We start from the raw sequence: 25862 nt of genomic DNA, 5'->3' as shown, positions 1-25862 counted from the left end.
GTCGAGGCAACGCATGAATAAACGAACTTCCAAGACAGTCCACTAGCGGACGAAGATTCGCCGCCCGAACCGCCCGGGCATGTCGTTGGGCTTCGACGCTGCGCACCGCAACCCAACCCTCACCCCAGAGCGACGTTCCAACCCACGGCGCCGATCACGCCGCCTGGACCTGGATCAAGGCAGCGTCGCCAACAGCATCTACACTCAGCGGACAGGGCAACAGCCCACCATCCGAGGAGCGAGCATGTCGTACACCCCTGAGTTGGTCACCGAGCTGGAAGTACTTCGACAGTTCAACCTGGAAAACCTGCAGGAGGGCCTCAAAGTCCATCACGACGCCAGCCCCTCCACCATCGCCGCCTTCGAGCGCCTGCACGCCAAGGGGCTGATCACCCAGGCCGACGGCGGCTATCTCACCAGCCTCGGGCGTGACGCGGCCGAGCAGGCCCAGACCCTGCTGACCATCCTCGCCGAGACGGCCAGCGCCTGACCAGCAAGCGCGGCGGCGCCTGCCGCCCTGCTGCTCCGCCTTGACCTTTTGCCCGGGCGCGGATAAATACATGCCCGGCAGCCGGCCGCCACGACCGTTCGGCGGCTACCGTTGCCTGCCGCTCAAACCCGACGCAACCCGGCCGATGACGATGGGCAGCCCCGCCCGCCCACACGAACCGCCCCATGACCCGCATCCAGAAAATCCATCCGATTCTCGAAGAAGGCATCGACCGCAAGGTGCTGGCCGCGCTTCGGGCGCGCTTTCTGTCGGTCAATAGCGAGCGTCTGGAGCGCGCACTGCAGGCGATGTCGACGCGCCAGCAGCAAGTACTCAAGCTCCTGCCGCTGTTGTTTCACGTCAACCATCCGATCCTGCCCGGCTACGTCTCGGCCACCGCGCCCGCCGGCCTCTCCGGCTTCGAGCCGGATGCCGAACAACTGGTCGAAGCGCAGCGCCTGAGCCGCTCGTTCGCCTACAAGCCGCTGCGCGGCCAGCTGCCCCAGCCGATCCTCGGCCTGTTCCTGATGGGCAGCCTGGGCACCGTCGCGCAGGACGAACACAGCGACTTGGACGTCTGGGTCTGCCACGACCCGGCGCTCGATGCCCCTCGGCTCGAGGAGCTGCGCCGCAAGTGCGAGGCGCTGCGCAACTGGGCCGCGGGCCAGGGCAGCGAGGCGCACTTCTTCCTGGTCGACCCGCAGCGTTTCACCCAGGGCCAGCGCGAAGCGAAGCTGACCTCCGACGACTGCGGCACCACCCAGCATTATCTGTTGCTGGACGAGTTCTACCGCACGGCGATCTGGCTCGGCGGGCGCACTCCGCTCTGGTGGCTGGTGCCGGCCTACGAGGAGCACCGCTACGACGACTACGTGGCGACGCTGCTGGCCAAGCGCTTCGTCCGTGACGAGGACGTGCTCGACCTCGGCCATCTCGGCCAGGTGCCACCCGGCGAGTTCGTCGGCGCCGGGCTCTGGCAGCTCTACAAGGCCATCGACGCGCCCTACAAGTCCCTGTTCAAGCTGCTGCTGGTAGAGGTCTACGCCAGCCAGCATCCGCAGCTGCGCTGCCTCGCCCTGGATTTCAAGCAGGCGGTCTACGACGGCCACATAGAGCTGGATGAACTCGACCCCTACATAGCCGCCTATCGCGCCATCGAACGCTACCTGGGCGAGCGCGGCGACTCCGAACGCCTGGAGCTGGCGCGCCGCTGCCTGTACCTGAAGGTCAACCGACCGCTCAGCCGCCCGCCGCGCAACCGCAACAAGAGCTGGCAGCGCCGCCTGCTCGAATGCTTGACCCAGGCCTGGCACTGGGACGAGCGACAGTTCGCCCTGCTCGACAACCGCAGCCAATGGAAGGTCCGCCAGGTCAGCCAGGAACGCCGCGCGCTGGTCAACGAGCTGACCTACGGCTACCGCTTCCTCGACGACTTCACCCGACGCCTGCAGGCCACCAGCCCGGTGAACAGCCGCGACCTCGGCGTGCTCGGCCGCCGGCTGTACGCCGCCATCGAGCGCAAGGCCGGCAAGGTCGAGACGGTCAACCTCGGCATATCGCCGGACATGGCCGAGGACAGCCTGACCCTGGTGCACGGCTACGATGACGCCGGCGACGTGCACTGGTCGCTCTACCAGGGCAGCCTCACGCCCCAGCAATGGCCGGACTTCGCGCCGCTCAAGCGCTCCCGCGAGCTGGTGGCGCTGCTTGCCTGGTGCCACCGCAACGGCGTGGTCGACACCGGCACCCACCTGTCGCTGTTCCCCGGCGACAGCGGCCTGAGCGAGGCGGAACTGTTTGCGCTGTTCAACGACCTGCGCCGTGCACTACCGCTGCCCCTGCCCCAGGTCGGCGAAGAGGCGCTACTGGCAGCCAGCCAGCCCAGCCGGGTGCTGCTGCTGGTCAATGTCGGCGTCGATCCCACGATCCCCCAGAACGATTCGGTGAACAGCGAGCAATTCGGCCAGAACGCGACGCCGGAGAACCTGGTGCTGAGCATCGACCAGGTCATGCTGAACAGCTGGAACGAGCTGCTGGTGACCCGCTTCGAAGGCCCGCAGGCACTCCCCCAATGCCTGCGCGAGCACTTCGCCGGTCTGACCGACGATGCCGGCTGGCCGGACCTGCAGGCATTCTGTTTCGCGCGCAACCGCGGCCAGGCCATCACCCGGCGGGTCCGGGAAATCTTCGACGATGCCCGTCGCAACTTCGCCACCGCCGATCACGGTCGCTACCTGTTGCAGATCCGCCAGCAGTTCCACCTGCTGCAACGCATCGCCGGCGAAACGAGCCTGGCCAGCCTCGGCGACCGGCCGGCCCTGCTCGAGCACTTGGGCGAGGCGCACCACGCATTCAGCCCGATCCGGCTCGACCGGCAGGCGCTGGCCGGCGACGACCTGGCGCTGATCCTGCCGCTCGGACGTCCGGATTGCCTGCAGGTGTTCTACCGTATCGTCGGCGAAACCGCCGAACTCAGCGTGCTCGACGAATGCAACGCACTCTGGCGCCAGCAACTGCCCTATCGCGACGAGCAGAGCCTGCTGATGCCGCTGCTGCGCTTCCTGCAATCACTGGCCTACCGGCGCAACGCCCAGTGGCCGCTGGCCGATGACCTGGCGCCGTGCACGCTGGACATCCACCTCTACCGCATCGTCCACACCCCGGCCGGAGCCATGCAACTGGAGCGACGGCCCACTCCGCAAGGCGCGGTCAGCGACCCCTTTTACGACGTACAGGCCATCATCGAACCCGGCGACCAGGGCCGCTCGCAGGTCACGCTGTACTGCAACCACCAGGAATTCTCCGGTCTGGAGTACGGTGCCGAGCTGTTCGCCACGGTGGCGCGCCACATCCTCGCACGCCGGCGCAATGGCGAGCGCTACCCCTGCTACATCACCGATCTCGACCTCACCGGCCTGCACGGCACGGGGCGCAGCCAGACCGTGCAGCACCTGCGCTACAAGTCGAGGCTGGAAGCGGCGCTCAACCTGGCGCTCAGGAATGGATGAGAATAATTAGCGTTTGATAACAATTTGCCTTCACGCTAGGATCGCCCCGCCACCGGGCCTGCGCCCCAACCAGAGCATCCATCGTGAACGAGCCAGGCAACAGAACCGATCTGTTCGTGACCCATCGCAAGGCACTCGTGGATTACGCGGCGCCGATCACCGGTTGCCGCGCCGAGGCCGAGGAAGTCGTCCAGGAGGCCTGGTTGCGCTTCAGCCAGGCCGAGCGCAGCAATCTCGCCCAGCCGCTGGCCTATCTCTACCGTATCGTGCGCAACCTGGCGTTGGACCTGACCCGGCGCGCCGGCAGCAACCAGCGCCAGGACGACGCCAACGACCTGCTCGCCGAGCTGCCGGCGAGCACGCCCTCCCCCGAACAGCAATTGTGCCAGCAGGACGAACTGCGCCTGATCGCCGAGGCGCTGGCGCGGCTGCCGGAACGCACCCGCATCGCCTTCGAGATGCACCGGCTGGGCGGCTATACCCTGCAGCAGATCGCCGCGCACCTCGGCATCTCCGTCGGCCTCGCGCACCAGCTGGTGCGAACCGCGCTCGGCCATTGCGCGGCCTGTCTGGACGATGAGTCATACTGATGCACCTCGTCCCGCAAGCATCCTCCACGGCGGACGACCGGCATACGAATTCAGCGAGCACCGTGATGAAGGACATTCCACCCCAGGACCCGCACTGGAACAGCGCCATGGAGTGGCTGCTCTGGCTGCAGGAGTCGCCCGACGACGAAGAGCTGCGCGCCGCCTGCCGCGCCTGGCAGCAGGCCTCTCCCGGCCATGCCCGGGCCTGGCGGCGGGCCGAGCGGGTCTGGCGCCTCAGCGGTCAGTTGCCGGTCACCAGTCAGGGGCGCTGGCCCGGCGCGCGCCGGCGCAGGGCCGTCCTGATCGGCAGCGCGCTGGCCGCCTGCCTGGCGCTGCTCATGGTGCTGCTGCCCTGGCACGGGCACGGCGAACTCGATAACGACAAGGGCGCGCCCCGACAGTGGGTGCTGGAAGACGGCAGCCGGGTCTGGCTGTTGGGCGGCAGCAGCATCCGGCCGCGCTTCGACACCGACCATCGGCATCTGGAGCTGCTGCAGGGCGAGGCCTTTTTCGAGGTCACCCCGGACGCTTCACGGCCCTTCATCGTGCAGGCCGGCGACAGCCGCGTCGAAGTCACCGGCACCGCATTCTCCGTGGCGCTGCGGGGGCCGGCGCTGAGCGTCGCCGTCGAACACGGCTCGGTGCGGGTAAAGGACCCGCGGCGCGACACCCTGCTCAAGGGCGGCGAACGCCTGCGCCTGGACGGCCGCGACGGACGGTGCGTGCGCGACCGCGTTCCACCCGCGCGCGTGGCCGCCTGGCGCCGTGGCGAACTGATCGCCGAAGACCAGCCGATCGGCGAGTTGCTGGAACAGCTGCGGCCGCACTATCCCGGCTGGATCCTGCTGCAGGACCCGGCACTGGCCGACGAGCGCGTCACCGGCCTCTATGCCCTGCAGGATCCGCAAGCCGCGCTGGAGGCGCTGGTGCAACCGCACGGCGGCCACGTGGAAAGCTGGTCGCCCTACCTGCTGGTGATCCGCCGCTAGGCATCGCAGGGCGGGTGAAACCCGCCGGAACGTGCGCGATGCCAACCCCGTTCGGCGGGTTGCAACCCGCCCTACGTCCTGGTGATCCGCCGCTAAAAGACCATGTCCGAAGCGCACAGGCGTTCTGAACGTCCGTAGGAGCGGGCCGTGCCCGCGAAGCTTTTGCACGCTGAATATTAGCAACCTGGAGGTCGGCGTCTCGCACGCTCCGACAGGGGTACGTCAGACATGGCCTGAAAAATTCGCGATTTTCTGAAAATTCTGAAAGGTCATCCGTCTTCTTGCCTGCAATCGGGAATCGTTCTCATCGAAGCATGCAGTAGAGGGATTTATCAGTGACCCACCGTCCAGCCGGGCCAGCCCGCACCCCGTTTCGTTCCAGCCCACTGCTCGGCGCCATCGCCGCGGCATTGTTCCTGGCCAACCCCGGCCTGGCCGCGGCGGCCGAAGTCAGCAGCGGCCAGCAACAGACCCGCACCTTCGACATCGCCGCGCAACCGCTGGCCGCCGGGCTGATCGCCTTCGGCCAGCAGGCCGGCGTCCAGGTCAGCGTCAGCGGCCAGTTGCTCAGGGACAAGCAGGCCGGCGCCGTGCAGGGCGACCTGACGCTGGAACAGGCCCTGCAGCGCCTGCTCGCCGGCACCGGCCTCACCTGGCACCGGCAACGCGGCGGCACGCTCACCCTGGAGGCCGCGCCAGCGGCTGCGAACACTGAAGAACGCACCCAGCACCCGCTGCAGTTCGACGACGTGCTGGTGCTGGCCGATCGCGAGCGCAAGCAAGGCGAAACCACCCTCGACCGCCGCACCATCGAAAGCCTGCCGGCCGGCAACGGCGATATCACCAGCCTGCTGAAGATTCATCCCAACGTGCAGTTCGACAACAACCAGCAGAGCAGCAAGACGCCCGGCGAGATCGGCCCAGCCAATATCAGCATCAACGGCGCGAAGTTCTACCAGAACGCCTTTCTGGTCGATGGCATCAGCATGAACAACGACATCGATCCCGCCCAGAGCAATCCCAATCTGGCTGCCGATGTGCCCGGCCGCAGTCAGGGCCTGGCGCTGGACACCGACCTGCTGCAAGAGATCGAGGTCTACGACAGCAATGTTCCCGCCGTCTATGGTCGCTTCAATGGCGGAGTTATCGAAGCCAAGACCCGCAAGCCGACCCAGGATTTCCATGGCAAGATTTCCGCACAAACCACTCGCGCCTCGTGGACCAAGTACCACATCGACGAGCGCCAACAGGACGCCTTCGAGAACTCAGCCAATCACGACGAGCAGCCCGAGTTCGACAAAATCATTATGCGTGGAACCCTGGAAGGCCATCTGACCGACAACTTCGGCCTGCTGGCCAACTTCAGCCAGAAACGCTCGACCATCCCGACAAGCTTCTACTCCGCCAATAACGTTGCCACCATGGGACAGCAGAGCAGAGACCAGGAACGTCGTATCGACAACTACTTCCTCAAAGCCTTCTGGCAAGCCAGCGAACGCCTGGAACTGGAATCCAGCGTCACTTATGCGCCGGAAGAGAGCACTTATTTTCGCGGCAATGTCGCGAATTCGGAATTTGAAACCCAGTCCGGCGGTACCCAGGTCAATCTGAAAGCACTCTGGAACGGCGATCTGACCCGAATCGAACAGAACCTGGCCTGGAGCCGCCTGGAATTGTCACGGGACTCGGCATACGACGACTGGTTCACCTGGCGCAAATCCGCAGAGAAAGATTGGGGTGTCGGTAACACGGCCACCGCCAACAGCCTCGAAGGCGGCTACGGTGACATCGAGCAGTTGCAGAACACTTGGCAATACAAACTGAACGTCGACTGGCAAGCATTCGAACTGCTAGGCACGCACCACCAATGGCAAACCGGCCTGGAAATTTCCGAACAATATGTACGCTACGAGCGCCTGACCGAAAGCAATACCTATGTCCTCCCGAAAACGACCAGCACCTGCACCAACAGCGCCGGTGTAACCGACAATATTGCCTGCTCACTCAGCCCCACGCTGGCCGGCTGGCCCGGGCAGTACATGAGTAGCCGCACTCGCTACAGCACCGGCGACTTCGACTTTACCACCATGCAATGGGCAGCCTATCTGCAAGACGACATCAGTATCGGCAGGCTGAACCTGCGCCCTGGTATTCGAGTGGACAGCGACAACTATATGGACAAGACCACCGTAGCACCGCGCCTTGCCGCAGAATACGACCTCTTCGCGGATCGCAGCACCCTGCTCACCGCTGGGGTCAACCGTTACTACGGTCGCAATATCAGCAGTTGGCAACTACAGGATGGACGTAACCGCCTGCGCTTTACCGATACCCGCAGCAGCCTCGACATGCCATGGACCGCCATAGCCAATGCGGCCAATCTGGTGAAATTCGACCAGCTCGACATTCCCTATGACGATGAGTGGATGTTGGGCATCACCCAACGGTTCAGCGGCCTGGAGTTCGGCCTGAAATATGTCAACCGCAAGGGACACGACCAGATCGTCCGGGTCACGGGCAATGCCATCGACCAGCCGTCCACCGACCCGACGCTCTCCAACAACTACACCACCTACACCAATGCCGGCGAGAGCGAGACCCACGTCCTCACGCTGACTGTTACGCCGCTGCGAGAGTTCATTTGGTTTGGCACACGCACCAACGGGCAATTGGCCCTGGACTGGACGGATAGCAAATCGTCCTCTCCGAGCTACATCGACGAATATGACGAATACGTCGAGAACAACTACATCCAGTACGAAGGCAAATTCATTCGCTACGCTGATCGTCCGGCCGACAACTACAACCGACCGTGGACAGCGCGCCTGACGACTATTACCGAGATTCCTCAATGGAATCTGAGCTTGAGCAACTTCCTGCGCTACCGAGCAGGCTTCAGTAAAGTCGGCAACACCGGACGCGATGTCGACTATCAGGGCAACCTGATCGACGTATGGGAAGAGCTTGACTACGATGCGGCGCTGACCTGGGACCTCCGCCTGGGCTGGGAACTGCCAACAGCCCGAAACCAAGCGGTGTTCGTCAATGTCGACGTGTTCAACGTACTGGACAAGGTGCTGGTCGCCGATAGCACCACCGTCAACGCCAATGCAGTCCCTACCTACGAGGTCGGACGTCAGTACTGGCTCGAAGTCGGCTACCGCTTCTGATGGTCAATTCCCTGACAAGGCTCCTGCTCATCAGCTCGCTCTCCATGCCCTGGCTGACGACAGTCCAGGCCGACGGCTGTCACCAGCATCTGACGGCCGCACGTCCCGGAGAAGTCGACTATGCCTGCCTGCGCCAGATCTACACTCAGCCGCCAGACCAGTGGCCTGCGCCACACGTGGACGAGGACGTCGCCTGGCAGGAGCTGGGACCGTTGCCCGAGCGTGCGCCGTCGCCGGAGGAAAACCCCTTCAGCGAGGCCAAGGCGGCCTTGGGCGAACGGCTGTTCTTCGATCCGGCCCTGTCGCGCTCGGGGCAGATCGCCTGCGCCTCCTGCCACGAGCCGGACCTGGCCTTCGCCGACGGGCGCAAGGTGTCCTTCGGCCATGATCGCCAGGCCGGGCGGCGCAATTCGCCGAGCCTGATGATGAGTGGCTTCACCCGCCAACCGTTCTGGGACGGCCGCGCCACCAGCCTTGAGGACCAGGCGCTGTTCCCCGTGGAGGACCCGCTGGAAATGGCCTTCGACCGGGACGAACTGTTGCGACGGTTGAATGCCGACGCCGGCTACCGCCCGCGCTTCGCCGAGGTGTTCGGCGCGGATGCGATCGATGAGCGCATGCTGCGCCAGGCCCTGGCCAGCTACCAGCGCACGCTGGTGCGTTTCGCCCGTAATACGCGCTTCGAGCGCTTCCTGCGCGGGCGCCACGATGCGCTGAACGACGAACAGTTGCATGGCCTGCATCTGTTCCGTACCCGGGCGCGCTGCATGAACTGCCATTTCGGTCCGACCCTGAGCGACGACCAGTTTCACAATGCCGGCATGACCTACTACGGGCGCAAGTACGAGGACCTGGGTCGCTACGAGGTGACCGGCAAGGCAGAGGACGTCGGTCGCTTCCGCACGCCGTCGCTACGGCTGGTGGGCCGGACCGGGCCGTGGATCCATAACGGGCTGTTTCCCGACCTGCTGGGCCTGCTCAACTTCTACAACGTTGGCATGCCCCGGCCGAAACCCTCCGCCGCGCAGCAGGACGATCCGCTGTTCCCGACCACCTCGGCGCGCTTCAAGCCGCTGGAACTGAGCCGGGACGAACTGAAGGCACTGCGCAGCTTTCTCGACACGCTCTGAACAACGGCAAGCTCGGCTGGAAAAGCGCTTCGCGACACTGGAGCCCGGCAGCAAGCCCTGCCGGGCGATGGAACGGGTGGGAGCTGAAGCGCAGCGCTCAGAACGGATCGCCCGCCGCTTCGGGCTGATATTCGATCGCGAGCAAGGTGAGCTTGATCATCTTGCCGCCTGGCGTCGGCCAGTCGATGTGCTGGCCAACGCTCATGCCCAGCAGCGCGGTACCCACCGGTGCCAGCACGGACACGGTGCCGTCCTTGCCGGCGTCGTGCGGATAGACCAACGTCAAGTGGTAATCCTTGCCGCTGCCTTCGTCGCGGCAGTGCACGCGCGAGTTCATGGTCACGACGCCGGCGGGCATTTCGCTGCGTTCCACCACCTGCGCCCGCGACAATTCCTGCTCGAGCGCTTCGGCGGCCGGACCATAGTCGTCCAGGCTGTCGAGCAGCCGCTCAAGCCGCTGCAGATCGAGTTGGGTGAGGATGATCGGCGGTGCACTGGTCATGGGTTCTGGCTCGCTCCTGCGGAAATCGAATGGCGAAAAAAGCAAAACCCCGCCCGAAGGCGGGGTTTTGTTGACCTGCCAGAGACACTATCACAGCAGCCCGAATAAGCAAGGCCCCTGCCCGCAGGCCAGCAAATGCGGGCGCTGCGGGCCGGCCGGATCAGAGTTCGTCGAACTCCAGCGCTTCGCCGCCCTGCTCCTGGGTCACGCGCATGAGCAGCTCACCGAGCCGTTCGCCACTGGCATCGCACAGCCACAACTGGCTGTTTTGGTCATAGTCGAAATGGAAACCGCCGGAGCGCGCGGCGACCCACAGCTGGCGCAAGGCCGGTTGGCGGCTGAGGATCAGCTGGCTGCCATTGTCGAAGCGCACCGTCAGCACCCCACCGCTATTTTCCAGATCGACATCCAGGCTGCTGTCATCGAACACGTCTTCGACTGCTTCCTGCACGCCGTCGACCAGATCGTGATAACGGGCTTCGCTCAGGCTCATGCGGCTATTCCTCGGCTATAGGGGGATGCGCGGCAGCGCGCCGCGTCGAAAGGCGGCGAGCTTAGCAGGCCACCCCTTGCTCTAGCGAGCCGCCGCCGGTCGCGGCACCCACGCCGCGCGCAGCTCGCATAGGCAATCCGCCAGGTGCTGGGTATACTCCGGCGATTAGATTTTTCAAGGATTCCAGCCCCCATGAAGCGTCTGCTGCTTCCCTTCGTCGCCCTCGCCGTCTTCGCCGCCGCGCTCAGCGGCTGCGGCCAGAAAGGTCCGCTGTACCTGCCGGATGACGAGAAAACCGTCAAAGAACGTTCCAAAGACCGTTTCGAACTCTAAAGGAGGCAATTCATGGAAGCCTTCTCGTACCGCGACGGTCAACTCTTCGCGGAGGGCGTGGCGCTGTCCGCGCTAGCGCAGCGCTTCGGCACTCCGACCTACGTCTATTCGCGTGCCCACATCGAAGCCCAGTACCGGGCCTACGCCGATGCGCTGCAGGGCATGCCACACCTGGTCTGCTTCGCCGTCAAAGCCAACTCCAACCTAGGCGTGCTGAACGTCCTGGCGCGCCTCGGTGCCGGCTTCGACATCGTTTCGCGCGGTGAACTGGAGCGCGTGCTGGCCGCCGGTGGCCAGCCGGAGCGCATCGTCTTCTCCGGCGTCGGCAAGACCCGCGACGACATGCGCCGCGCGCTGGAAGTCGGCGTGCACTGCTTCAACGTCGAATCCACCGACGAGCTGGAACGCCTGCAGCAGGTCGCCGCCGAGCTGGGCCTGCAGGCACCGGTGTCGCTGCGGGTCAACCCGGACGTGGACGCCGGCACCCATCCGTACATCTCCACCGGGCTCAAGGAAAACAAGTTCGGCATCGACATCGACCAGGCCGAGGCGGTCTACGCCCGCGCCGCCGAGCTGCCGAACCTGGACGTGGTCGGCGTCGACTGCCACATCGGTTCGCAGCTGACCAGCCTGCCGCCGTTCCTCGATGCCCTCGACCGCCTGCTGGCGCTGATCGACCGACTCGCCGAGCGCGACATCCGCATCCGCCACCTGGACCTGGGCGGTGGCCTGGGCGTGCGCTACCGCGACGAACAGCCGCCGCTGGCCGGCGACTACATCCAGGCCGTGCGCCAGCGCATCGAGGGCCGCGGACTGGCGCTGGTATTCGAGCCGGGCCGCTCCATCGTCGCCAACGCCGGCGTGCTGCTGACCCGCGTGGAATACCTCAAGCACACCGCGCACAAGGATTTCGCCATCGTCGACGCGGCGATGAACGACCTGATCCGTCCGGCGCTGTACCAGGCCTGGATGAACGTGGTCGCCGTGCAGCCCCATGAAGGCGATACGCGCCGTTACGACATCGTCGGGCCGATCTGCGAGACCGGCGACTTCCTCGCCAAGGATCGCGAGCTGGCGCTGGCCGAAGGCGATCTGCTGGCCGTGTGCTCGGCCGGTGCCTACGGTTTCGTCATGAGTTCCAACTACAACAGCCGCGGCCGCGCTGCGGAGGTGCTGGTGGATGGCGAGCAGGCCTTCGAGGTGCGCCGCCGTGAAAGCGTGCAAGAGCTTTATGCCGGCGAAAGCCTGCTGCCCAGTTGAGACCGAGACCATGCTTCTGCGCTTTACCAAGATGCACGGCCTGGGCAACGACTTCATGGTCATCGACCTGGTCAGCCAGCATGCGCACATCCAGCCCAAGCACGCCAAGCAATGGGGCGATCGCCACACCGGGATCGGCTTCGACCAATTGCTGCTCGTCGAGCCGCCGCAGAATCCGGACGTGGATTTCCGCTACCGCATCTTCAATTCCGACGGTTCGGAAGTGGAGCAGTGCGGCAATGGCGCACGCTGCTTCGCCCGCTTCGTGGTGGACAAGCGCCTGACCGTCAAACGCCGGATTCGCGTCGAAACCAAGGGTGGCATCATCGAGCTGGATATCCGTCCCGATGGTCAGATCCGCGTCGACATGGGCCCGCCACGGCTGGTTCCGGCCGATATTCCGTTCCAGGCCGAACGCGAGGCGCTCAGCTATCCGCTGCAGGTCGATGGCCAGAACCTCGAAATCGCCGCCGTATCCATGGGCAATCCCCATGCGGTGCTGCGCGTCGACAATGTCGACCACGCACCGGTGCATGAACTGGGGCCGAAGATCGAACACCATCCACGCTTCCCGCAGCGGGTCAACGCGGGCTTCCTGCAAGTCATCGACCGCCAGCATGCGCGCCTGCGCGTCTGGGAGCGTGGCGCCGGGGAAACCCAGGCCTGCGGCACCGGCGCCTGCGCCGCGGCGGTCGCCGCCATCGGCCAGGGCTGGATGGATTCGCCGCTGCAGATCGAGCTGCCCGGCGGCCGTCTGTCCATCGAATGGGCAGGCCCGGGGCAGCCGGTTATGATGACCGGCCCCGCCGTTCGCGTTTTTGAAGGACAGGTTCGCCTATGACCGACCAGACCCAGGGCAACGAGCCGCTGCCCGACGCCGAAGCCGTCGCCGCCTACCTGCGTGCCCACCCGGAATTCTTCGTCGACCACGACGAGCTGATTCCCGAACTGCGCATCCCCCACCAGCCCGGCAGCGCGGTGTCGCTGGTGGAGCGTCAGGTCAAGCTGCTGCGCGAGCGCAACATCGAGATGCGCCATCGCCTGTCGCAGTTGATGGACGTCGCCCGCGACAACGACCGGCTGTTCGACAAGACCCGCCGGCTGGTGCTCGACCTGCTCGACGCCGGCAGCCTGGAGGAAGTGGTCAGCGCCGTGGAAGACAGCCTGCGCCACGAATTCCAGGTGCCCTACGTCAGCCTGATCCTGTTCAGCGACGCCTCGCTGCCGGTGGGCCGCTGCGTCAGCTCCGGCGAGGCGCAGCAGTGCATCGGCGGACTGCTGGACGGCGGCAAGACTATCTGCGGCGTACTGCGCCCGCACGAACTGAGCTTCCTGTTCGGCGCCGAGGACAGCGGCAGCGTCGGCTCGGCCGCGGTGGTCACGCTCAACCAGCAACTGGGCGTACTGGCGATCGGCAGTCCGGACCCGCAGCACTACAAGAGTTCGCTGGGCACGCTGTTTCTCGGCTATATCGCCGAAGTGCTCACCCGCGTACTGCCGCGCTTCGCCACGTCGCTGCGGTCGGTACGCTAGAAGCAGCTATAAGCTGCAAGCTGCAAGCTGCAAGAACGGACAGATTCGTAGGGCGGGTGAAACCCGCCGGGCATGCGGGACGCCAGCTCCGTTCGGCGGGTTGCACCCGCCCTACGCTTTAAGGAAGCCCGATGCACACCGATCTCGACGCCTATTTCCAGCATCTGCGCAGCGAGCGGCAGGTTTCGCCGCACACGCTGGATGGCTATCGGCGCGATCTGCTCAAGGTGGCCGATTATTGCGAGCGGCAAGCGCTGCGGCAGTGGTCAGGGCTGAAGGCCCATCACCTGCGCCAGCTGATCGCCGAGCTGCACCGCAAGGGCCAGTCCAGCCGCAGCCTGGCGCGCCTGCTGTCCTCGGTGCGCGGGCTCTATCGCTATCTCAATCAGGAAGGCCTCTGCCAGCACGATCCGGCGACGGGCCTGTCGGCGCCGAAGGGTGAACGACGCCTGCCGCGCCTGCTGGATACCGATCGCGCCATGCAACTGCTCGATGGCGGCGTGGAAGACGACTTCATCGCCCACCGCGACCAGGCGATGCTGGAGCTGTTCTATTCCTCGGGGCTGCGCCTGTCCGAGCTGGTCGGGCTGAACCTCGACCAGCTCGACCTGGCCGCCGGCCTGGTGCGGGTGCTCGGCAAGGGCAACAAGGTCCGCGAACTGCCGGTCGGGCGCAAGGCACGCGAAGCGCTACAGGCATGGCTGCCGCTACGAGCACTGGCCCATCCGGCCGACGGCTCGGTCTTCATCGGCCAGCAGGGCCGTCGCCTCGGCGCCCGCGCCGTGCAACTGCGGGTGCGCCAGGCCGGCGTGCGCGAGCTCGGCCAGCACCTGCATCCGCACATGCTGCGCCACAGCTTCGCCAGCCACCTGCTGGAGTCCTCGCAGGACCTGCGCTCGGTGCAGGAACTGCTCGGCCACGCCGACATCGGCACCACGCAGATCTACACCCACCTGGATTTCCAGCACCTGGCCAAGGTCTACGACCAGGCGCACCCGCGCGCCAAGCGCAAGCAGGACACCGACACATGAACATCCGCCTGATCACCTTCGACCTCGACGACACCTTCTGGGAAGCCAGCCCGGCGATCCACAGCGCCGAAACCGCCCTGCGCGACTGGCTGGGCCACAACGCCCCGCGGCTGGGCGACTTCCCCATCGAGGCGCTGGGTGCGATCCGGCGCATGCTGGTCGAGCGCGAACCTCCGCTCAAGCACCGCATCAGCGAATTGCGCCGACGCATCCTGCGCCATGCGCTGAGCGATGCCGGCTACCCCGCCGATGAAGCGGAGGAACTGGCCGAACGCGGCTTCCAGGTATTTCTCGACGCGCGGCACGGGGTACAGATCTATCCCGATGTGCAGCCGACCCTGGAATTTCTCGCCAACCACTACACCCTCGGCGTGATCACCAACGGCAACGCCGACGTGCGCCGCCTGGGCCTGGCCGACTACTTCCAGTTCACGCTCTGCGCCGAAGAACTGGGTATCGGCAAGCCCGACCCGCACCCGTTCCAGCAGGCGCTGCGCCTCGGCGAGGCCGAAGCGGGCCAGGCCGTGCACGTCGGCGACCATGCGCTGGACGATATCGCCGGCGCGCAGCAGGCCGGCCTGCGCGCGGTCTGGTTCAACCCAGGCGGCATCGCCTGGCAGCACGCTTACCATCCGGACGGCGAGATCCGCAGCCTGGCGGACCTGCCCACGCTGCTGCAGGGCTGGCGCAACGGCTAGGGCTATCGAGCAAGCGTCGCCACAACCCACCGCAGGTGCGCCACGCGCACCGCATGCATCATGCCCCGGCGTTGCGCTAAGCGCGCCCTACAAGCCCCATGCACCGCAGCGGCGCGGCTCCATCCTAGGGTCTGTTGACGTTTCGTTCGCGGCCGCGCTGAAACGTCAACAGACCCTAACCGTACCGTTGAAACGAAGAAGCCCGCGCGATGGCGGGCTTCTTCGTATTCATCCGGGCTCAGATAGGGCGGCTTCCGTACTTGCTATCAGGCTTCTTCGGCGGGTCGGCGACCACGTTGGGCTCGACCTCCTGCACCCGACCGCCACGCGCCAGGAACTCTTCCATGGCCCGCGCCAGCGCATCGCGCTCCTTCTGCTTCGCCTCCAGGCTCGGCAGTTCGTCAGGCTCGGCGGTCTTCGCCTTGGCCTTCTTCGTCGGCGTGGCACGTTCGCTGTCGGTGCCCTCGTCGTCGAGGCTGTCGTCGGCGTCGTCGGCAGCGCTCAGTTCTTCCCCCTCCTCCTCGTCGCTTACGTCCAGATCGTCTTGTTCTAGTTCTTCTTCGCTCATGTTCACCTCATGGCTTGCCAAAGCGGTAGTAAGTTATAGCCCAGCGATGCGGAATGACCGTCACCGCCAAAAAAAATTCAACTTGCCGTTCCGTGCAGCGTTGCCACTATCTGCCGCGAACCACCCTGGTCGCGGTGTTCGCCGAGATAGATGCCTTGCCAGGTACCCAGCGCCAGGCGCCCCTCGCTGACCGGCAGGCTCAGCTGACAGCCGAGCAGGCTGGCCTTGAAGTGCGCGGGTAGATCGTCAGGTCCTTCGTAATCGTGCTCGTAGCCGCGTTCGCCCTGGGGTGCCAGGCGGTCGAAGAAACGCTCGAAATCCCGGCGTACCGCGGCATCGGCATTCTCGTTGACGGTCAGCGATGCCGAGGTGTGCCGCAGCCACAGATGTAACAGACCGACCTGGCATTGCCGCAGTTCCGGCAGCGCCGCCAGCAGTTCGTCGGTGATCAGGTGAAAACCGCGCGGACGCGGCCGCAGGGTGATCAGAGTCTGTTGCCACATGTTCGAAAACCCGTGCTCGACGGCTCGTCGCGCGCATTCTAGCGCGGCGCCAGAAAAAACAAAGGGCGCCAAAAGGCGCCCTTGTCATTCAACCGCGAATCACTTCTTGTTCATGAACTCCGGGTAGGCTTCCATGCCGCACTGGGAGAGGTCCACACCTTCGTATTCCTCTTCTTCGCTCACCCGCAGGCCCATCACCGCCTTGATGATGCCCCAGACGATCAGGCTGGCCACGAAGACCCAGGCGAAGATACCCAGAACACCGATGATCTGCGCCCCGAAGCTGGCTTCGGCGTTGTTCAGCGGTACCGCCAGCACGCCCCAGATGCCGACCACGCCGTGCACGGAGATGGCTCCGACCGGGTCGTCGAGCTTGAGCTTGTCCAGGCCGAGAATGCTGAACACCACCAGCACGCCGCCGACGGCGCCGATCAGAGTGGCGGCCAGGCCGCTCGGCGACAGCGGATCGGCGGTGATGGCCACCAGACCGGCCAGAGCACCGTTGATCATCATGGTCAGGTCGGTCTTGCCGAACAGCAGACGCGATACGATCATCGCCGCGATCAGTCCGCCGGCGGCTGCCATGTTGGTGTTGACGAATACCTGGGCGACGTTGTTGGCCGAATCGATGTCGGAGATTTTCAGCTCCGAACCGCCGTTGAAGCCGAACCAGCCCATCCACAGGATGAAGGTACCCAGGGTCGCCAGCGGCAGGTTGGCGCCAGGGATGGCATTGATCTGCCCGTTCGGGCCGTATTTGCCCTTGCGTGCGCCGAGCAGGATCACACCGGCCAGCGCCGCAGCGGCACCCGCCATGTGCACGATGCCCGAGCCGGCATAGTCGGAGTAGCCGATGCCGTCCAACCAGCCACCGCCCCAGCTCCAGGCGCCCTGGATCGGATAGATGAAGCCGGTCATGACCACGGCGAAGACCAGGAAGGGCCACAGCTTCATGCGCTCGGCCACCGCACCGGAGACGATCGACATGCAGGCACCGGCGAAGACGATCTGGAAGAAGAAGTCCGCCCGTCCCGAATAATAGGGCGCGTCTTCTTCGCCGGTCACTGCGCTGGCGAGGTTCTCGTCACCGATCAGGAAGCCCAGGCTGGGGAATACCGGGCCATCGGAGGAATACATGATGTAGTAGCCGATCAGCAGGTACATCACCGAAGCGACGGCGAACAGGGAAATGTTCTTGGCCAGGATTTCAGTGGTGTTCTTGCTGCGCACGAGTCCTGCTTCAAGCATGCAGAAACCCGCAGCCATCCACATCACCAGGGCGCCGCATATCAGGAAATAGAAGGTATCGAAGCCGTACCGCAATGCCGCCAGATCTATGTTGTCCATGTGTCACCTCTTGCTGTCGCGCTTTTTGCGCTGTTCGGTCTGCAGGCCGTCGCGTACCGTGCCGAAGGCCTGCCCTGACCCCGGGTTGGCTCCGGGATCGCCCTGAAATGGGTTACAGGTTGTAGCCACGCTCGTTGTGCAGGCTGAGGTCGAGGCCGACGGTCTCCTGCTCCTCGGTGACGCGCAGCCCCATCACCAGATCGATCACCTTGAGGATCACGAAGGTGACGATGGCGGTGTAGATCACTGTGAAGAGCACGCCCTTGAACTGGATCCACAGCTGCAGCGCGATGTTCTCCACTTCGCCGAAGCCGCCCAGCACCGGCGCCGCGAACGCGCCGGTGAGCAGCGCGCCGACGATGCCGCCGACACCGTGCACACCGAAGACGTCCAGCGAATCGTCGTAGCCGAGCTTGCGTTTCAGGCTGGTGGCGCAGAAGAAGCAGACCACCCCGGAAGCCAGGCCGATGACCAGCCCGCCCATCGGGCCGACGGTGCCGGCGGCCGGCGTGATGGCGACCAGACCGGCGACCACCCCGGAGGCGATGCCCAGCGCACTGGGTTTGCCGTGGGCGATCCACTCGGCGAACATCCAGCCCAGCGCAGCCGCCGCGGTGGCGATCTGCGTGACCAGCATGGCCATGCCGGCGGTGCTGTCGGCGGCCGCCGCGGAGCCGGCGTTGAAGCCGAACCAGCCGACCCACAGCATCGCCGCGCCGATCAGGGTCAGGCCCAGGCTGTGCGGCGCCATCGGCGTGGTGGGGTAACCCTTGCGCTTGCCCAGCACCAGGCAGGCCACCAGGCCGGCGATACCGGCGTTGATGTGCACCACGGTGCCGCCCGCGAAGTCGAGTACGCCCCAGTCCCACATCAGGCCGCCATCGCCGCTCCAGACCATATGGGCGATCGGTGCGTAGACCAGGGTGAACCAGACGCCGAGAAACACCAGCATCGCCGAGAACTTCATGCGTTCGGCGAAGGCGCCGACGATGAGGGCCGGGGTGATGATGGCGAAGGTCATCTGGAAGGTAATGAAGACGCTTTCAGGGAAAGCACCGATCAGGCTGTCCGGGGTCAGGCCGCTGAGGAAGGCGCGATCCAGGCCACCGACGAAGGAATTGAAGTTGGTGACTCCCGCTTCCATGCCGGTGGTGTCGAAAGCCAGGCTGTAGCCGTAGACCATCCAGAGGATGCTCATCAGGCCAGTGACGGCGAAGCACTGCATCATCACCGAGAGGATGTTCTTCGAGCGGACCATGCCGCCGTAGAACAAGGCCAGCCCAGGGATCGTCATGAACAGCACCAGCGCAGTGGCCGTAAGCATCCATGCCGTATCGCCTGAATCCAGCGTTGCCTCCTGCGCCATGGCCAAGCCAGGGCTCAACAGAGACAAAAGGGCTCCTAGCCCTGCGAATCTTCGCAGAGTCATGGTTTTACTCCTGGGGCGTGGGGTTCGGAGGTCTTGCTTAAATCGCGTCGGTATCGGTTTCGCCGGTACGGATGCGGATGGCCTGTTCCAGGTTGACCACGAAGATCTTGCCGTCACCGATCTTGCCGGTATTGGCAGCCTTGGTGATGGCCTCGATCACGCGGTCGAGCTGGTCGTCGGCGATGGCGACGTCGATCTTCACCTTAGGCAGGAAGTCGACGACGTATTCCGCACCGCGATACAGCTCGGTATGCCCCTTCTGGCGACCGAAGCCTTTGACTTCGGTGACGGTGATGCCCTGTACGCCGATTTCCGACAGCGACTCGCGCACGTCGTCCAGCTTGAACGGCTTGATGATGGCAGTGACTAGTTTCATGAAAACTTCTCCCGTTTTAGGTGGACTTGCCCCAGAAGTACGAACCCGGTTCAAGTCTAAGCTCAGTGTCTGGCTCTTGTAACGCTCCGGCTGCCGCCGGGCGGCTAAACCGACACCACCAACCACTCCGACAAAGCGTCTCGAATCGCCTGTGCACCGCAATCCGGTGGTGCATGCGTCGATGGGGATAAAGCAGAAACGATGCCAGCTTTGCCTAAAGCCCGGTTTTACGGGACTCTTCGGCGCGGGAGCGGCGCCGACGAACGGTTAAGACGCGCAATCGCACCAAAATAGTGCGATTGCACATCCACAGCTGCTCAAACTTTGTGCGCGCCTCCCGCGGCAAGCGTGAAAAAACGGCGTGCTACACTGCGCGCCGTTCAACAGCAGGTGTTTTCAATGTTGCCACCCAAAGCTTTTCTCGATGCCATCGGTTCCCAGGCCTCACGTTTGTTCAATGGCGAGACGCCACTGCCGCACGGCGAATTCGAAGCCCGGCTCAAGGCCGTGGTGCAAAGTGCGCTGAGCAAACTCGATGTGGTCAGCCGCGAAGAGTTCGACAGCCAGATGGTCGTGCTCGCCCGCACGCGCGCCCGTCTGGAGGCGCTCGAGGCCAAGGTCACCGAACTGGAAGAGAAACTCGCAGCGCCCGCGTCCGAATAGACCGGACCGCGGCAACGATCAAAGGAGTGATCGAATGTCCCTGGCCATAGTTCACAGCCGCGCGCAGGTCGGCGTCGAAGCCCCGCCGGTGACGGTCGAGGCCCATCTGGCCAACGGCCTGCCATCGCTGGCGCTGGTCGGCCTGCCGGAAACCGCGGTCAAGGAAAGCAAGGACCGCGTGCGCAGCGCCATCCTCACCTCGGGTTTCGACTTTCCGCCGCGGCGCATCACCCTCAATCTCGCCCCCGCCGATCTGCCCAAGGATGGCGGCCGCTTCGATCTGTCCATCGCACTGGGCATTCTGGCCGCCAGCGGCCAGTTGCCGGCCGATCGCCTCGACGACCTGGAATGCCTTGGCGAACTGGCGCTGTCCGGCGCGCTTCGGCCGGTCCAGGGGGTATTGCCGGCCGCGCTCGCCGCGCGCGCCGCGGGGCGTGCATTGCTGGTGCCGCGCGCCAATGCCGAAGAAGCCAGCCTGGCCTCCGGGCTGACCGTATATGCCGCCGACCACCTGCTCGAAGTCGCCGCGCATTTCAATGGCGGGACGCCGCTGCAACCCCATGTGGCGCAGGGTCTGCTCCGCCAGGTGGTGCCCTATCCCGACCTGGCCGACGTGCAGGGCCAGCAGGCCGCCAAGCGCGGCCTGCTGATCGCCGCGGCCGGCGCGCACAACCTGCTGTTCTCCGGTCCGCCGGGGACCGGCAAGACCCTGCTGGCCAGCCGCCTGCCAGGGCTCCTGCCGCCGTTGGACGAACAGGAAGCGCTGGAGGTCGCGGCCATCCAGTCGGTGGCCAGCCACAGTCCGCTCGAACACTGGCCGCAGCGACCGTTCCGCCAGCCCCATCATAGTGCATCCGGCCCGGCACTGGTCGGCGGCGGCAGTCGCCCGCAACCGGGCGAGATCACCCTGGCGCATCAGGGCGTGCTGTTTCTCGACGAGCTGCCCGAGTTCGACCGCAAGGTCCTCGAGGTCCTGCGCGAGCCGCTGGAATCGGGCTGCATCGTGATCGCCCGGGCGCGCGACAAGGTGCGTTTTCCGGCACGTTTCCAGTTGGTCGCGGCGATGAATCCCTGCCCCTGCGGCTACCTCGGCGATCCCAGCGGCCGTTGCCGCTGCTCGCCGGACCAGATCCAGCGCTACCGCGGCAAGCTCTCCGGCCCGCTGCTCGATCGCATAGACCTGCACCTGACCGTCGCCCGCGAAGCCACCTCGCTCAACGCACCGCCGCAAGCCGAGCAAAGCAGCGCAGTGGCCGCCGCCGAGGTGGCACGGGCGCGACAGCTCCAGTTGACCCGCCAGGGCTGCGCCAACGCCTTTCTCGACCTTGCCGGCCTGCGCAGCCACTGCCAGTTGAACGCCGAAGACCAATTGTGGTTGGAACGAGCCTGCGAGCGCCTCGGCCTGTCGCTGCGCGCAGCCCACAGGCTGCTCAAGGTTGCGCGCACCCTCGCCGACCTCGAACGAGCCTCCCGAATCGGCCGCCAGCACCTCGCCGAAGCGCTGCAATACCGGCCCGCCAGTGTCCTGTCTGGTTAGTTGGCTAACTCACTGGGATTAGGTTGTAGGCGCCAGCGTGCTGGCGATCATCGGCAAGGGTGATCGGGATCGCCAGCAAGGACCAGGCGTCCTCCAGGCTCCTACGCTCGAAAGGCTCTTGCGCGTCTCCCGAGCTGCGGCAATGCGTGGATAAACGAACGTCCAAGACAGTCCACTAGCCAGGCCTGAGCCCCTCCGCCCGCTGCCGCCGCCGCAGCATTCGGCATGTCCGCAGGCGCAGTTCGCGCCACGTACCGAGCGCTGCAAGGCCGGCCGCTCGGCGAGCCGGCGCCAAGTCTGTGTTAGATTGCTGTCCTTTCGCCACAGGCGGCCACTCCCCAGCCACACACTCAAGGAGCGCAGCATGGAGGCAAAACAGTCTTCCATTTCAACTCTCAACGCCCCGGTCTTCTACGGCTCGGCCCTGATCATCTTGGCGCTCGTGATCTACAGCATCGTCTTCCAGAGCCATGCGCAGACGCTGTTCGATGACGCACAGGCCTGGATCATCACCAATGTCAGCTGGTTCTACATCCTCGCCGTCGCGATCATCCTGCTGATGGTGGTGCTGCTGGCCTTCAGTCGCTACGGCGACATCAAGCTCGGCCCGGACCACAGCGTGCCGGATTACAGTGCGCTGACCTGGTTCGCCATGCTGTTTTCCGCCGGCATGGGCATCGGCCTGATGTTCTTCGGCGTTGCCGAGCCGGTGATGCACTTCCTCTCGCCACCGACCGGTGAAGGCGGCACCACGCTCGCCGCGCGCGAGGCGATGAAGATCACCTTCTTCCACTGGGGCCTGCATGCCTGGTCGATCTACGCCATCGTGGCGATGATCCTGGCCTATTTCGCCTACCGCCACGGCCTGCCGCTGACCCTGCGCTCGGCGCTCTACCCGTTGATCGGCGAACGCATCTACGGGCCGATCGGGCATGCCGTGGACATCTTCGCCATCATCGGCACGGTGCTGGGCGTGGCGACCTCGCTAGGCCTGGGCGTCACCCAGATCAATACCGGCCTGAACCACCTCTACGGCTTGCCGATCTCGGTGCCGGTGCAGATCGGGCTGATCATCGCCACCACCCTGCTGGCCACGGTTTCGGTCGTCACCGGCCTGGACAAGGGCGTACGCCGGCTTTCGGAGCTGAACCTGACGCTGGCGGCGCTGCTGCTGCTGCTGGTGCTGGTTGCCGGGCCGACGGTGTTCATCCTGCAGACCTTCGTACAGAACACCGGCAGCTACCTGTCGGACATCGTCAACAAGACCTTCAACCTCTACGCCTACGAGCCGAACGACTGGATCGGCGGCTGGACCCTGTTCTACTGGGGCTGGTGGCTGGCCTGGTCGCCCTTCGTCGGGCTGTTCATCGCGCGGATTTCCCGCGGACGGACGATTCGCGAGTTCGTCACCGGCGTGCTGCTGGTGCCGACCGCGTTCACCCTGCTGTGGATGACCGTATTCGGCGATACCGCGATCCACATGATCCTCTGGGAGCACGTCAGCAGCCTCGGCGAAGCCATCGAGCGCGACAGCTCGCTGGCACTGTTCGCCTTCCTCGAGCATTTCCCCTTCTCGGCGCTGATATCGCTGGTCGCCATCGTCATGGTGGTGGTGTTCTTCGTCACCTCGGCCGACTCCGGTGCGCTGGTGGTGGACATGCTCGCCTCCGGCGGCCAACAGGGCACGCCGGTATGGCAGCGGATCTTCTGGGCGGCATCGATGGGCGGTGTCGCCATCGCGCTGCTGCTGGCCGACGGCCTGACCGCGCTGCAGACGGCGACGATCGCCAGCGCCCTGCCCTTCACCATTGCCCTGCTCTGCTCGATGTGGGGCTTGCTCAAGGCGCTGCGTCTGGACGCGACCAAGCAGGGTTTGCGCTACCAGGCACTGAGCACTTCACCCAGCGCACCGCGCAGCGAGGGCGGCTGGCAGCGGCGCCTGCGGACGCTGATGCTGTTCCCGCGCCGCGCCCATGTGGTGCGTTTCATCGCCGAAGTGGTGCATCCGGCCTGCGAGGCCATCGCCGAGGAAATGCGCAAGCAGGGTTACACCGTCGAGATCAACGAAGGCGAGGACCGCCGTGTGCGCTTCGAGATCGTCCACGAGGGCGAACCGGACTTCATCTACGAGGTTCGCCCGCGGGCCTATGCGATGCCCAGCTTCGTCGCCGCCAGCAGCGAGGATGACGAGCGCGAGGAGCGCAAGTACTTCCGCGCCGAGGTGCATCTCAAGGAAGGCGGCCAGGACTACGACGTGATGGGCTGGAGCCGCGAGGACGTGATCAGCGACATCCTCGGCCAGTATGAAAAGCACATGCACTTCCTGCACATGGTCCGCTGAACCGTCGACCGGTCTGCCGCGAACGCGGCGGACCGGTCAGTGCGCCTGTCCCGCGCGCTGCTCGACCTGCATGAACGCCATCAGCTCGGCCAGCGGCAGCGGCCGGCTGACCAGGTAGCCCTGCACCTGCTGGACGCCGAAGCGCCGCAGCAGGTCGAGCTGCTCGGCGGTTTCCACCCCTTCGGCGACCACCTCCAGATTCAGGTTGTGCACCAGGCCGACCATCGCCTGCACCAGTTGCAGTTTCTCGGGGCGCATGACCATGTCGGCGACGAAGCTCTTGTCGATCTTCAGCAGGGTGATCGGCAGGGTGGAAAGATGCACGAACGAGGAAAAGCCCGTCCCGAAGTCGTCCAGCGAGAAACGCACGCCGAGCCGGCCGAGGGCCTGCATGGTCTGCTGGACCTGCTCGCTGCGGCGCATCACCGCGGTTTCGGTAAGCTCGAACTCCAGCCAGTGCGGGTCGATGGCGCATTCGTCGATCAGCCGGTTGAGGGTCGGCAGCAACTGGCTGTCCTGGAACTGGCGGAACGACAGGTTGACCGCCATGTGCAGCGCATCCGCACCGTGCGCATGCAGGCAGTGCAGGTCGCGCAGCGCGCGGGCGATCACCCAGTAGCCCAGCGGCACGATCAGCCCGCTCTCTTCGGCCATGGGGATGAACGCATCCGGGCCCAGCAGGCCGCGCTCGGGATGCACCCAGCGCACCAGCGCCTCGAACCCGACGATGCGGCCGCTCGCCAGGCACAACCGTGGCTGGTAGTGCAGCTCCAGCTCGCCGCGGCGCAGCGCCCGGCGCAGCTCGCCCTCCTGATCGGCCAGGCTGCGCGCACTGCGGTTGCTCCGCTCGTCGTAGACATGCCAGGTACAACCCTGGCCAGCCTTGGCCTGGCGCATGGCGATCTGGGCGTTCCACAGCAGCGGATCGGCACCGATGCCGGCGCTGGCACGCGCCAGGCCGAGGCTGCAGCCGAGCATCAGGCTTTCGCCATCGATCCAGTAGGGCTCGGCCAGGGCCTCGACGACGAGATCGGCGACCGATTCGGCACGGCGGGGGTCGCCGCGGGTATCCAGCAGCAGGGCGAACTCGTCGCCGCCCAGGCGCGCCAGCAGGTCGCGGGCCTCCAGCTGTGCCTTGAGCCGCGCCACCACCTGCAGGATCAGGCGATCGCCGGCCTGGTGGCCGAGCGCGTCGTTGACGTGGCGGAAATTGTCCATATCCAGATAGCCGAGTACCAGCCCATGGCCCTGGTGCTCGGCCAGCGCATTGAGCAGCAGCGCCTGGAAGCCCTGGCGGTTGGCGATGCCGGTATGCGGGTCCTGCTCGGCGAGGCGCTGCAGGGTGCCCTGCAGGTTGCAGCGCTCGCGCAGATAGCGCAGGCAGCGGCGCAGCACCTCGGGGCTGAGCTGGTCGGCCACCAGCCAGTCGACCGCGCCTTCCGGGGGTTCCCGGGGCTCCTCGTCCAGCAGCAGGATCAGCGGCCAGGGACAGCGCCCGGGAGGTGGCCGGCGCCCGGGTGTGGCCAGCAGCAGGCAGGGGCCTTCGAGATGCGCGCTGGCCGTTTCCCAGTCCGGCTCGACGATCAATGGCTGTGCGCTGTGCGAGGCCTGCAGGCAGGCACGCAGCCGCCCGGCCCATTCGGGCCGTTCGGCCAGCAGCAACAGCGGCATGGATTGGACGGGCGCTGGCAAACAGCCTCCGGAACTCGATATGTTCGAGGCGTGTGTTACGCCCCCATGGTTCAACATATCCCTATGCGCGTGGATAATCGCATCCTGCAACGCGCCGACAAGACTAACGGGCCCACAGGCGACGATCGGCGGTTTCTTGATCGATGGCCGACCGGCAAAGGCGACCAGCCTGTTAAACT

Annotated in this window: 23 protein-coding genes; 15 read left to right on the top strand and 8 right to left on the bottom strand. The window is 65.4% G+C overall.

Annotated features, from left to right (window positions below; genetic code table 11):
* The first annotated feature begins 244 nt into the window (after window positions 1-244).
* From IN820_RS14990 to IN820_RS14965, 6 genes are all read left to right on the top strand, one after another.
* On the top strand, window positions 245-490 hold the full coding sequence (locus IN820_RS14990; protein WP_193681729.1) for a TIGR02647 family protein: 246 nt from the start codon (window positions 245-247) through the stop codon (window positions 488-490).
* A 185-nt stretch (window positions 491-675) separates the two neighbouring features.
* Complete coding sequence (locus tag IN820_RS14985) at window positions 676-3498, top strand: class I adenylate cyclase (protein WP_193681728.1); 2823 nt, start codon at window positions 676-678, stop codon at window positions 3496-3498.
* An 83-nt stretch (window positions 3499-3581) separates the two neighbouring features.
* The gene (locus IN820_RS14980; RefSeq protein WP_193681727.1) at window positions 3582-4088 is read left to right on the top strand and encodes a sigma-70 family RNA polymerase sigma factor; all 507 of its coding nucleotides are present in this window, start codon (window positions 3582-3584) and stop codon (window positions 4086-4088) included.
* A gap of 65 nt (window positions 4089-4153) precedes the next feature.
* Window positions 4154-5077, top strand: coding sequence for a FecR family protein (locus IN820_RS14975; protein WP_193681726.1), 924 nt, complete (start codon window positions 4154-4156; stop codon window positions 5075-5077).
* Between the two features lie 335 nt (window positions 5078-5412).
* Window positions 5413-8247 (top strand): secretin and TonB N-terminal domain-containing protein, encoded by a 2835-nt coding sequence (locus tag IN820_RS14970; protein ID WP_193681725.1) that lies wholly within the window; start codon window positions 5413-5415, stop codon window positions 8245-8247.
* Window positions 8248-8291: 44 nt separating this feature from the next.
* A complete protein-coding gene (locus IN820_RS14965) occupies window positions 8292-9377 on the top strand; it encodes a cytochrome-c peroxidase (protein ID WP_193681731.1) in 1086 nt (361 codons plus the stop codon).
* 97 nt (window positions 9378-9474) lie between these two features.
* Here IN820_RS14965 and rnk read toward each other — a convergent pair whose 3' ends face one another.
* Window positions 9475-9879 carry a nucleoside diphosphate kinase regulator gene (gene rnk / locus IN820_RS14960; RefSeq protein ID WP_193681724.1) on the bottom strand — a complete coding sequence of 135 codons (405 nt, stop codon included), beginning with the start codon at window positions 9877-9879 and terminating at the stop codon, window positions 9475-9477.
* Between the two features lie 160 nt (window positions 9880-10039).
* Complete coding sequence (gene cyaY, locus IN820_RS14955; protein ID WP_193681723.1) at window positions 10040-10372, bottom strand: iron donor protein CyaY; 333 nt, start codon at window positions 10370-10372, stop codon at window positions 10040-10042.
* A 192-nt stretch (window positions 10373-10564) separates the two neighbouring features.
* Between cyaY and lptM the strand changes: the two genes are divergently transcribed.
* The 6 genes from lptM to IN820_RS14925 all read left to right on the top strand — a co-directional run bounded on the left by lptM (window position 10565) and on the right by IN820_RS14925 (window position 15227).
* Entirely contained in the window at window positions 10565-10705 is a 141-nt protein-coding gene (lptM, locus tag IN820_RS14950) for an LPS translocon maturation chaperone LptM (RefSeq protein WP_193681722.1), read from the top strand.
* 12 nt (window positions 10706-10717) lie between these two features.
* Window positions 10718-11965, top strand: coding sequence for a diaminopimelate decarboxylase (gene lysA / locus IN820_RS14945; RefSeq protein ID WP_193681721.1), 1248 nt, complete (start codon window positions 10718-10720; stop codon window positions 11963-11965).
* Between the two features lie 10 nt (window positions 11966-11975).
* A complete protein-coding gene (gene dapF / locus IN820_RS14940; protein WP_193681720.1) occupies window positions 11976-12806 on the top strand; it encodes a diaminopimelate epimerase in 831 nt (276 codons plus the stop codon).
* A complete protein-coding gene (locus IN820_RS14935) occupies window positions 12803-13498 on the top strand; it encodes a DUF484 family protein (protein ID WP_193681719.1) in 696 nt (231 codons plus the stop codon). The genes dapF and IN820_RS14935 overlap by 4 nt, the downstream gene beginning before the upstream one ends.
* Window positions 13499-13629: 131 nt before the next feature.
* A complete protein-coding gene (xerC, locus tag IN820_RS14930) occupies window positions 13630-14529 on the top strand; it encodes a tyrosine recombinase XerC (RefSeq protein ID WP_193681718.1) in 900 nt (299 codons plus the stop codon).
* Window positions 14526-15227, top strand: a complete 702-nt coding sequence (locus IN820_RS14925) for an HAD family hydrolase (RefSeq protein ID WP_193681717.1) — start codon at window positions 14526-14528, stop codon at window positions 15225-15227. The genes xerC and IN820_RS14925 overlap by 4 nt, the downstream gene beginning before the upstream one ends.
* Before the next feature lie 238 nt (window positions 15228-15465).
* Here the strand turns inward: IN820_RS14925 and sutA are convergent, their stop codons facing one another.
* The 5 genes from sutA to glnK all read right to left on the bottom strand — a co-directional run bounded on the left by sutA (window position 15466) and on the right by glnK (window position 19450).
* The gene (gene sutA / locus IN820_RS14920; RefSeq protein ID WP_193681716.1) at window positions 15466-15795 is read right to left on the bottom strand and encodes a transcriptional regulator SutA; all 330 of its coding nucleotides are present in this window, start codon (window positions 15793-15795) and stop codon (window positions 15466-15468) included.
* 77 nt (window positions 15796-15872) lie between these two features.
* Window positions 15873-16298, bottom strand: a complete 426-nt coding sequence (locus IN820_RS14915) for a secondary thiamine-phosphate synthase enzyme YjbQ (RefSeq protein WP_193681715.1) — start codon at window positions 16296-16298, stop codon at window positions 15873-15875.
* Between the two features lie 99 nt (window positions 16299-16397).
* A complete protein-coding gene (locus IN820_RS14910) occupies window positions 16398-17645 on the bottom strand; it encodes an ammonium transporter (protein ID WP_193681714.1) in 1248 nt (415 codons plus the stop codon).
* 112 nt (window positions 17646-17757) lie between these two features.
* Complete coding sequence (locus IN820_RS14905; protein WP_193681713.1) at window positions 17758-19074, bottom strand: ammonium transporter; 1317 nt, start codon at window positions 19072-19074, stop codon at window positions 17758-17760.
* Between the two features lie 37 nt (window positions 19075-19111).
* Window positions 19112-19450, bottom strand: coding sequence for a P-II family nitrogen regulator (glnK, locus tag IN820_RS14900; RefSeq protein WP_003096476.1), 339 nt, complete (start codon window positions 19448-19450; stop codon window positions 19112-19114).
* 399 nt (window positions 19451-19849) lie between these two features.
* Between glnK and IN820_RS14895 the strand changes: the two genes are divergently transcribed.
* From IN820_RS14895 to IN820_RS14885, 3 genes are all read left to right on the top strand, one after another.
* A complete protein-coding gene (locus tag IN820_RS14895) occupies window positions 19850-20113 on the top strand; it encodes an accessory factor UbiK family protein (protein ID WP_193681712.1) in 264 nt (87 codons plus the stop codon).
* A gap of 34 nt (window positions 20114-20147) precedes the next feature.
* A complete protein-coding gene (locus IN820_RS14890; protein WP_193681711.1) occupies window positions 20148-21650 on the top strand; it encodes a YifB family Mg chelatase-like AAA ATPase in 1503 nt (500 codons plus the stop codon).
* Between the two features lie 364 nt (window positions 21651-22014).
* On the top strand, window positions 22015-23991 hold the full coding sequence (locus IN820_RS14885; protein WP_193681710.1) for a BCCT family transporter: 1977 nt from the start codon (window positions 22015-22017) through the stop codon (window positions 23989-23991).
* Between the two features lie 36 nt (window positions 23992-24027).
* On the opposite strand, the gene IN820_RS14880 is transcribed toward IN820_RS14885, so the two are convergent.
* Window positions 24028-25662, bottom strand: a complete 1635-nt coding sequence (locus IN820_RS14880; RefSeq protein WP_193681730.1) for a putative bifunctional diguanylate cyclase/phosphodiesterase — start codon at window positions 25660-25662, stop codon at window positions 24028-24030.
* Window positions 25663-25862: the final 200 nt, after the last annotated feature.

The sequence above is a fragment of the Pseudomonas lopnurensis genome (assembly GCF_015070855.1).
GTDB lineage: Bacteria > Pseudomonadota > Gammaproteobacteria > Pseudomonadales > Pseudomonadaceae > Stutzerimonas > Stutzerimonas lopnurensis.
The sequence above is the reverse complement of the archived record's forward strand: the minus strand, read 5'-3'. Positions and strand labels throughout refer to the sequence as shown.

Coding starts and splice junctions, on each gene's coding strand:
- IN820_RS14990 (WP_193681729.1), top strand. CDS start 245: ATGTCGTACACCCCTGAGTTGGTCACCGAGCTGGAAGTACTTCGACAG.
- IN820_RS14985 (WP_193681728.1), top strand. CDS start 676: ATGACCCGCATCCAGAAAATCCATCCGATTCTCGAAGAAGGCATCGAC.
- IN820_RS14975 (WP_193681726.1), top strand. CDS start 4,154: ATGAAGGACATTCCACCCCAGGACCCGCACTGGAACAGCGCCATGGAG.
- IN820_RS14965 (WP_193681731.1), top strand. CDS start 8,292: ATGCCCTGGCTGACGACAGTCCAGGCCGACGGCTGTCACCAGCATCTG.
- rnk (WP_193681724.1), bottom strand. CDS start 9,879: ATGACCAGTGCACCGCCGATCATCCTCACCCAACTCGATCTGCAGCGG.
- cyaY (WP_193681723.1), bottom strand. CDS start 10,372: ATGAGCCTGAGCGAAGCCCGTTATCACGATCTGGTCGACGGCGTGCAG.
- lptM (WP_193681722.1), top strand. CDS start 10,565: ATGAAGCGTCTGCTGCTTCCCTTCGTCGCCCTCGCCGTCTTCGCCGCC.
- lysA (WP_193681721.1), top strand. CDS start 10,718: ATGGAAGCCTTCTCGTACCGCGACGGTCAACTCTTCGCGGAGGGCGTG.
- dapF (WP_193681720.1), top strand. CDS start 11,976: ATGCTTCTGCGCTTTACCAAGATGCACGGCCTGGGCAACGACTTCATG.
- IN820_RS14935 (WP_193681719.1), top strand. CDS start 12,803: ATGACCGACCAGACCCAGGGCAACGAGCCGCTGCCCGACGCCGAAGCC.
- xerC (WP_193681718.1), top strand. CDS start 13,630: ATGCACACCGATCTCGACGCCTATTTCCAGCATCTGCGCAGCGAGCGG.
- IN820_RS14925 (WP_193681717.1), top strand. CDS start 14,526: ATGAACATCCGCCTGATCACCTTCGACCTCGACGACACCTTCTGGGAA.
- sutA (WP_193681716.1), bottom strand. CDS start 15,795: ATGAGCGAAGAAGAACTAGAACAAGACGATCTGGACGTAAGCGACGAG.
- IN820_RS14915 (WP_193681715.1), bottom strand. CDS start 16,298: ATGTGGCAACAGACTCTGATCACCCTGCGGCCGCGTCCGCGCGGTTTT.
- IN820_RS14910 (WP_193681714.1), bottom strand. CDS start 17,645: ATGGACAACATAGATCTGGCGGCATTGCGGTACGGCTTCGATACCTTC.
- IN820_RS14905 (WP_193681713.1), bottom strand. CDS start 19,074: ATGACTCTGCGAAGATTCGCAGGGCTAGGAGCCCTTTTGTCTCTGTTG.
- glnK (WP_003096476.1), bottom strand. CDS start 19,450: ATGAAACTAGTCACTGCCATCATCAAGCCGTTCAAGCTGGACGACGTG.
- IN820_RS14895 (WP_193681712.1), top strand. CDS start 19,850: ATGTTGCCACCCAAAGCTTTTCTCGATGCCATCGGTTCCCAGGCCTCA.
- IN820_RS14890 (WP_193681711.1), top strand. CDS start 20,148: ATGTCCCTGGCCATAGTTCACAGCCGCGCGCAGGTCGGCGTCGAAGCC.
- IN820_RS14885 (WP_193681710.1), top strand. CDS start 22,015: ATGGAGGCAAAACAGTCTTCCATTTCAACTCTCAACGCCCCGGTCTTC.
- IN820_RS14880 (WP_193681730.1), bottom strand. CDS start 25,662: ATGCCGCTGTTGCTGCTGGCCGAACGGCCCGAATGGGCCGGGCGGCTG.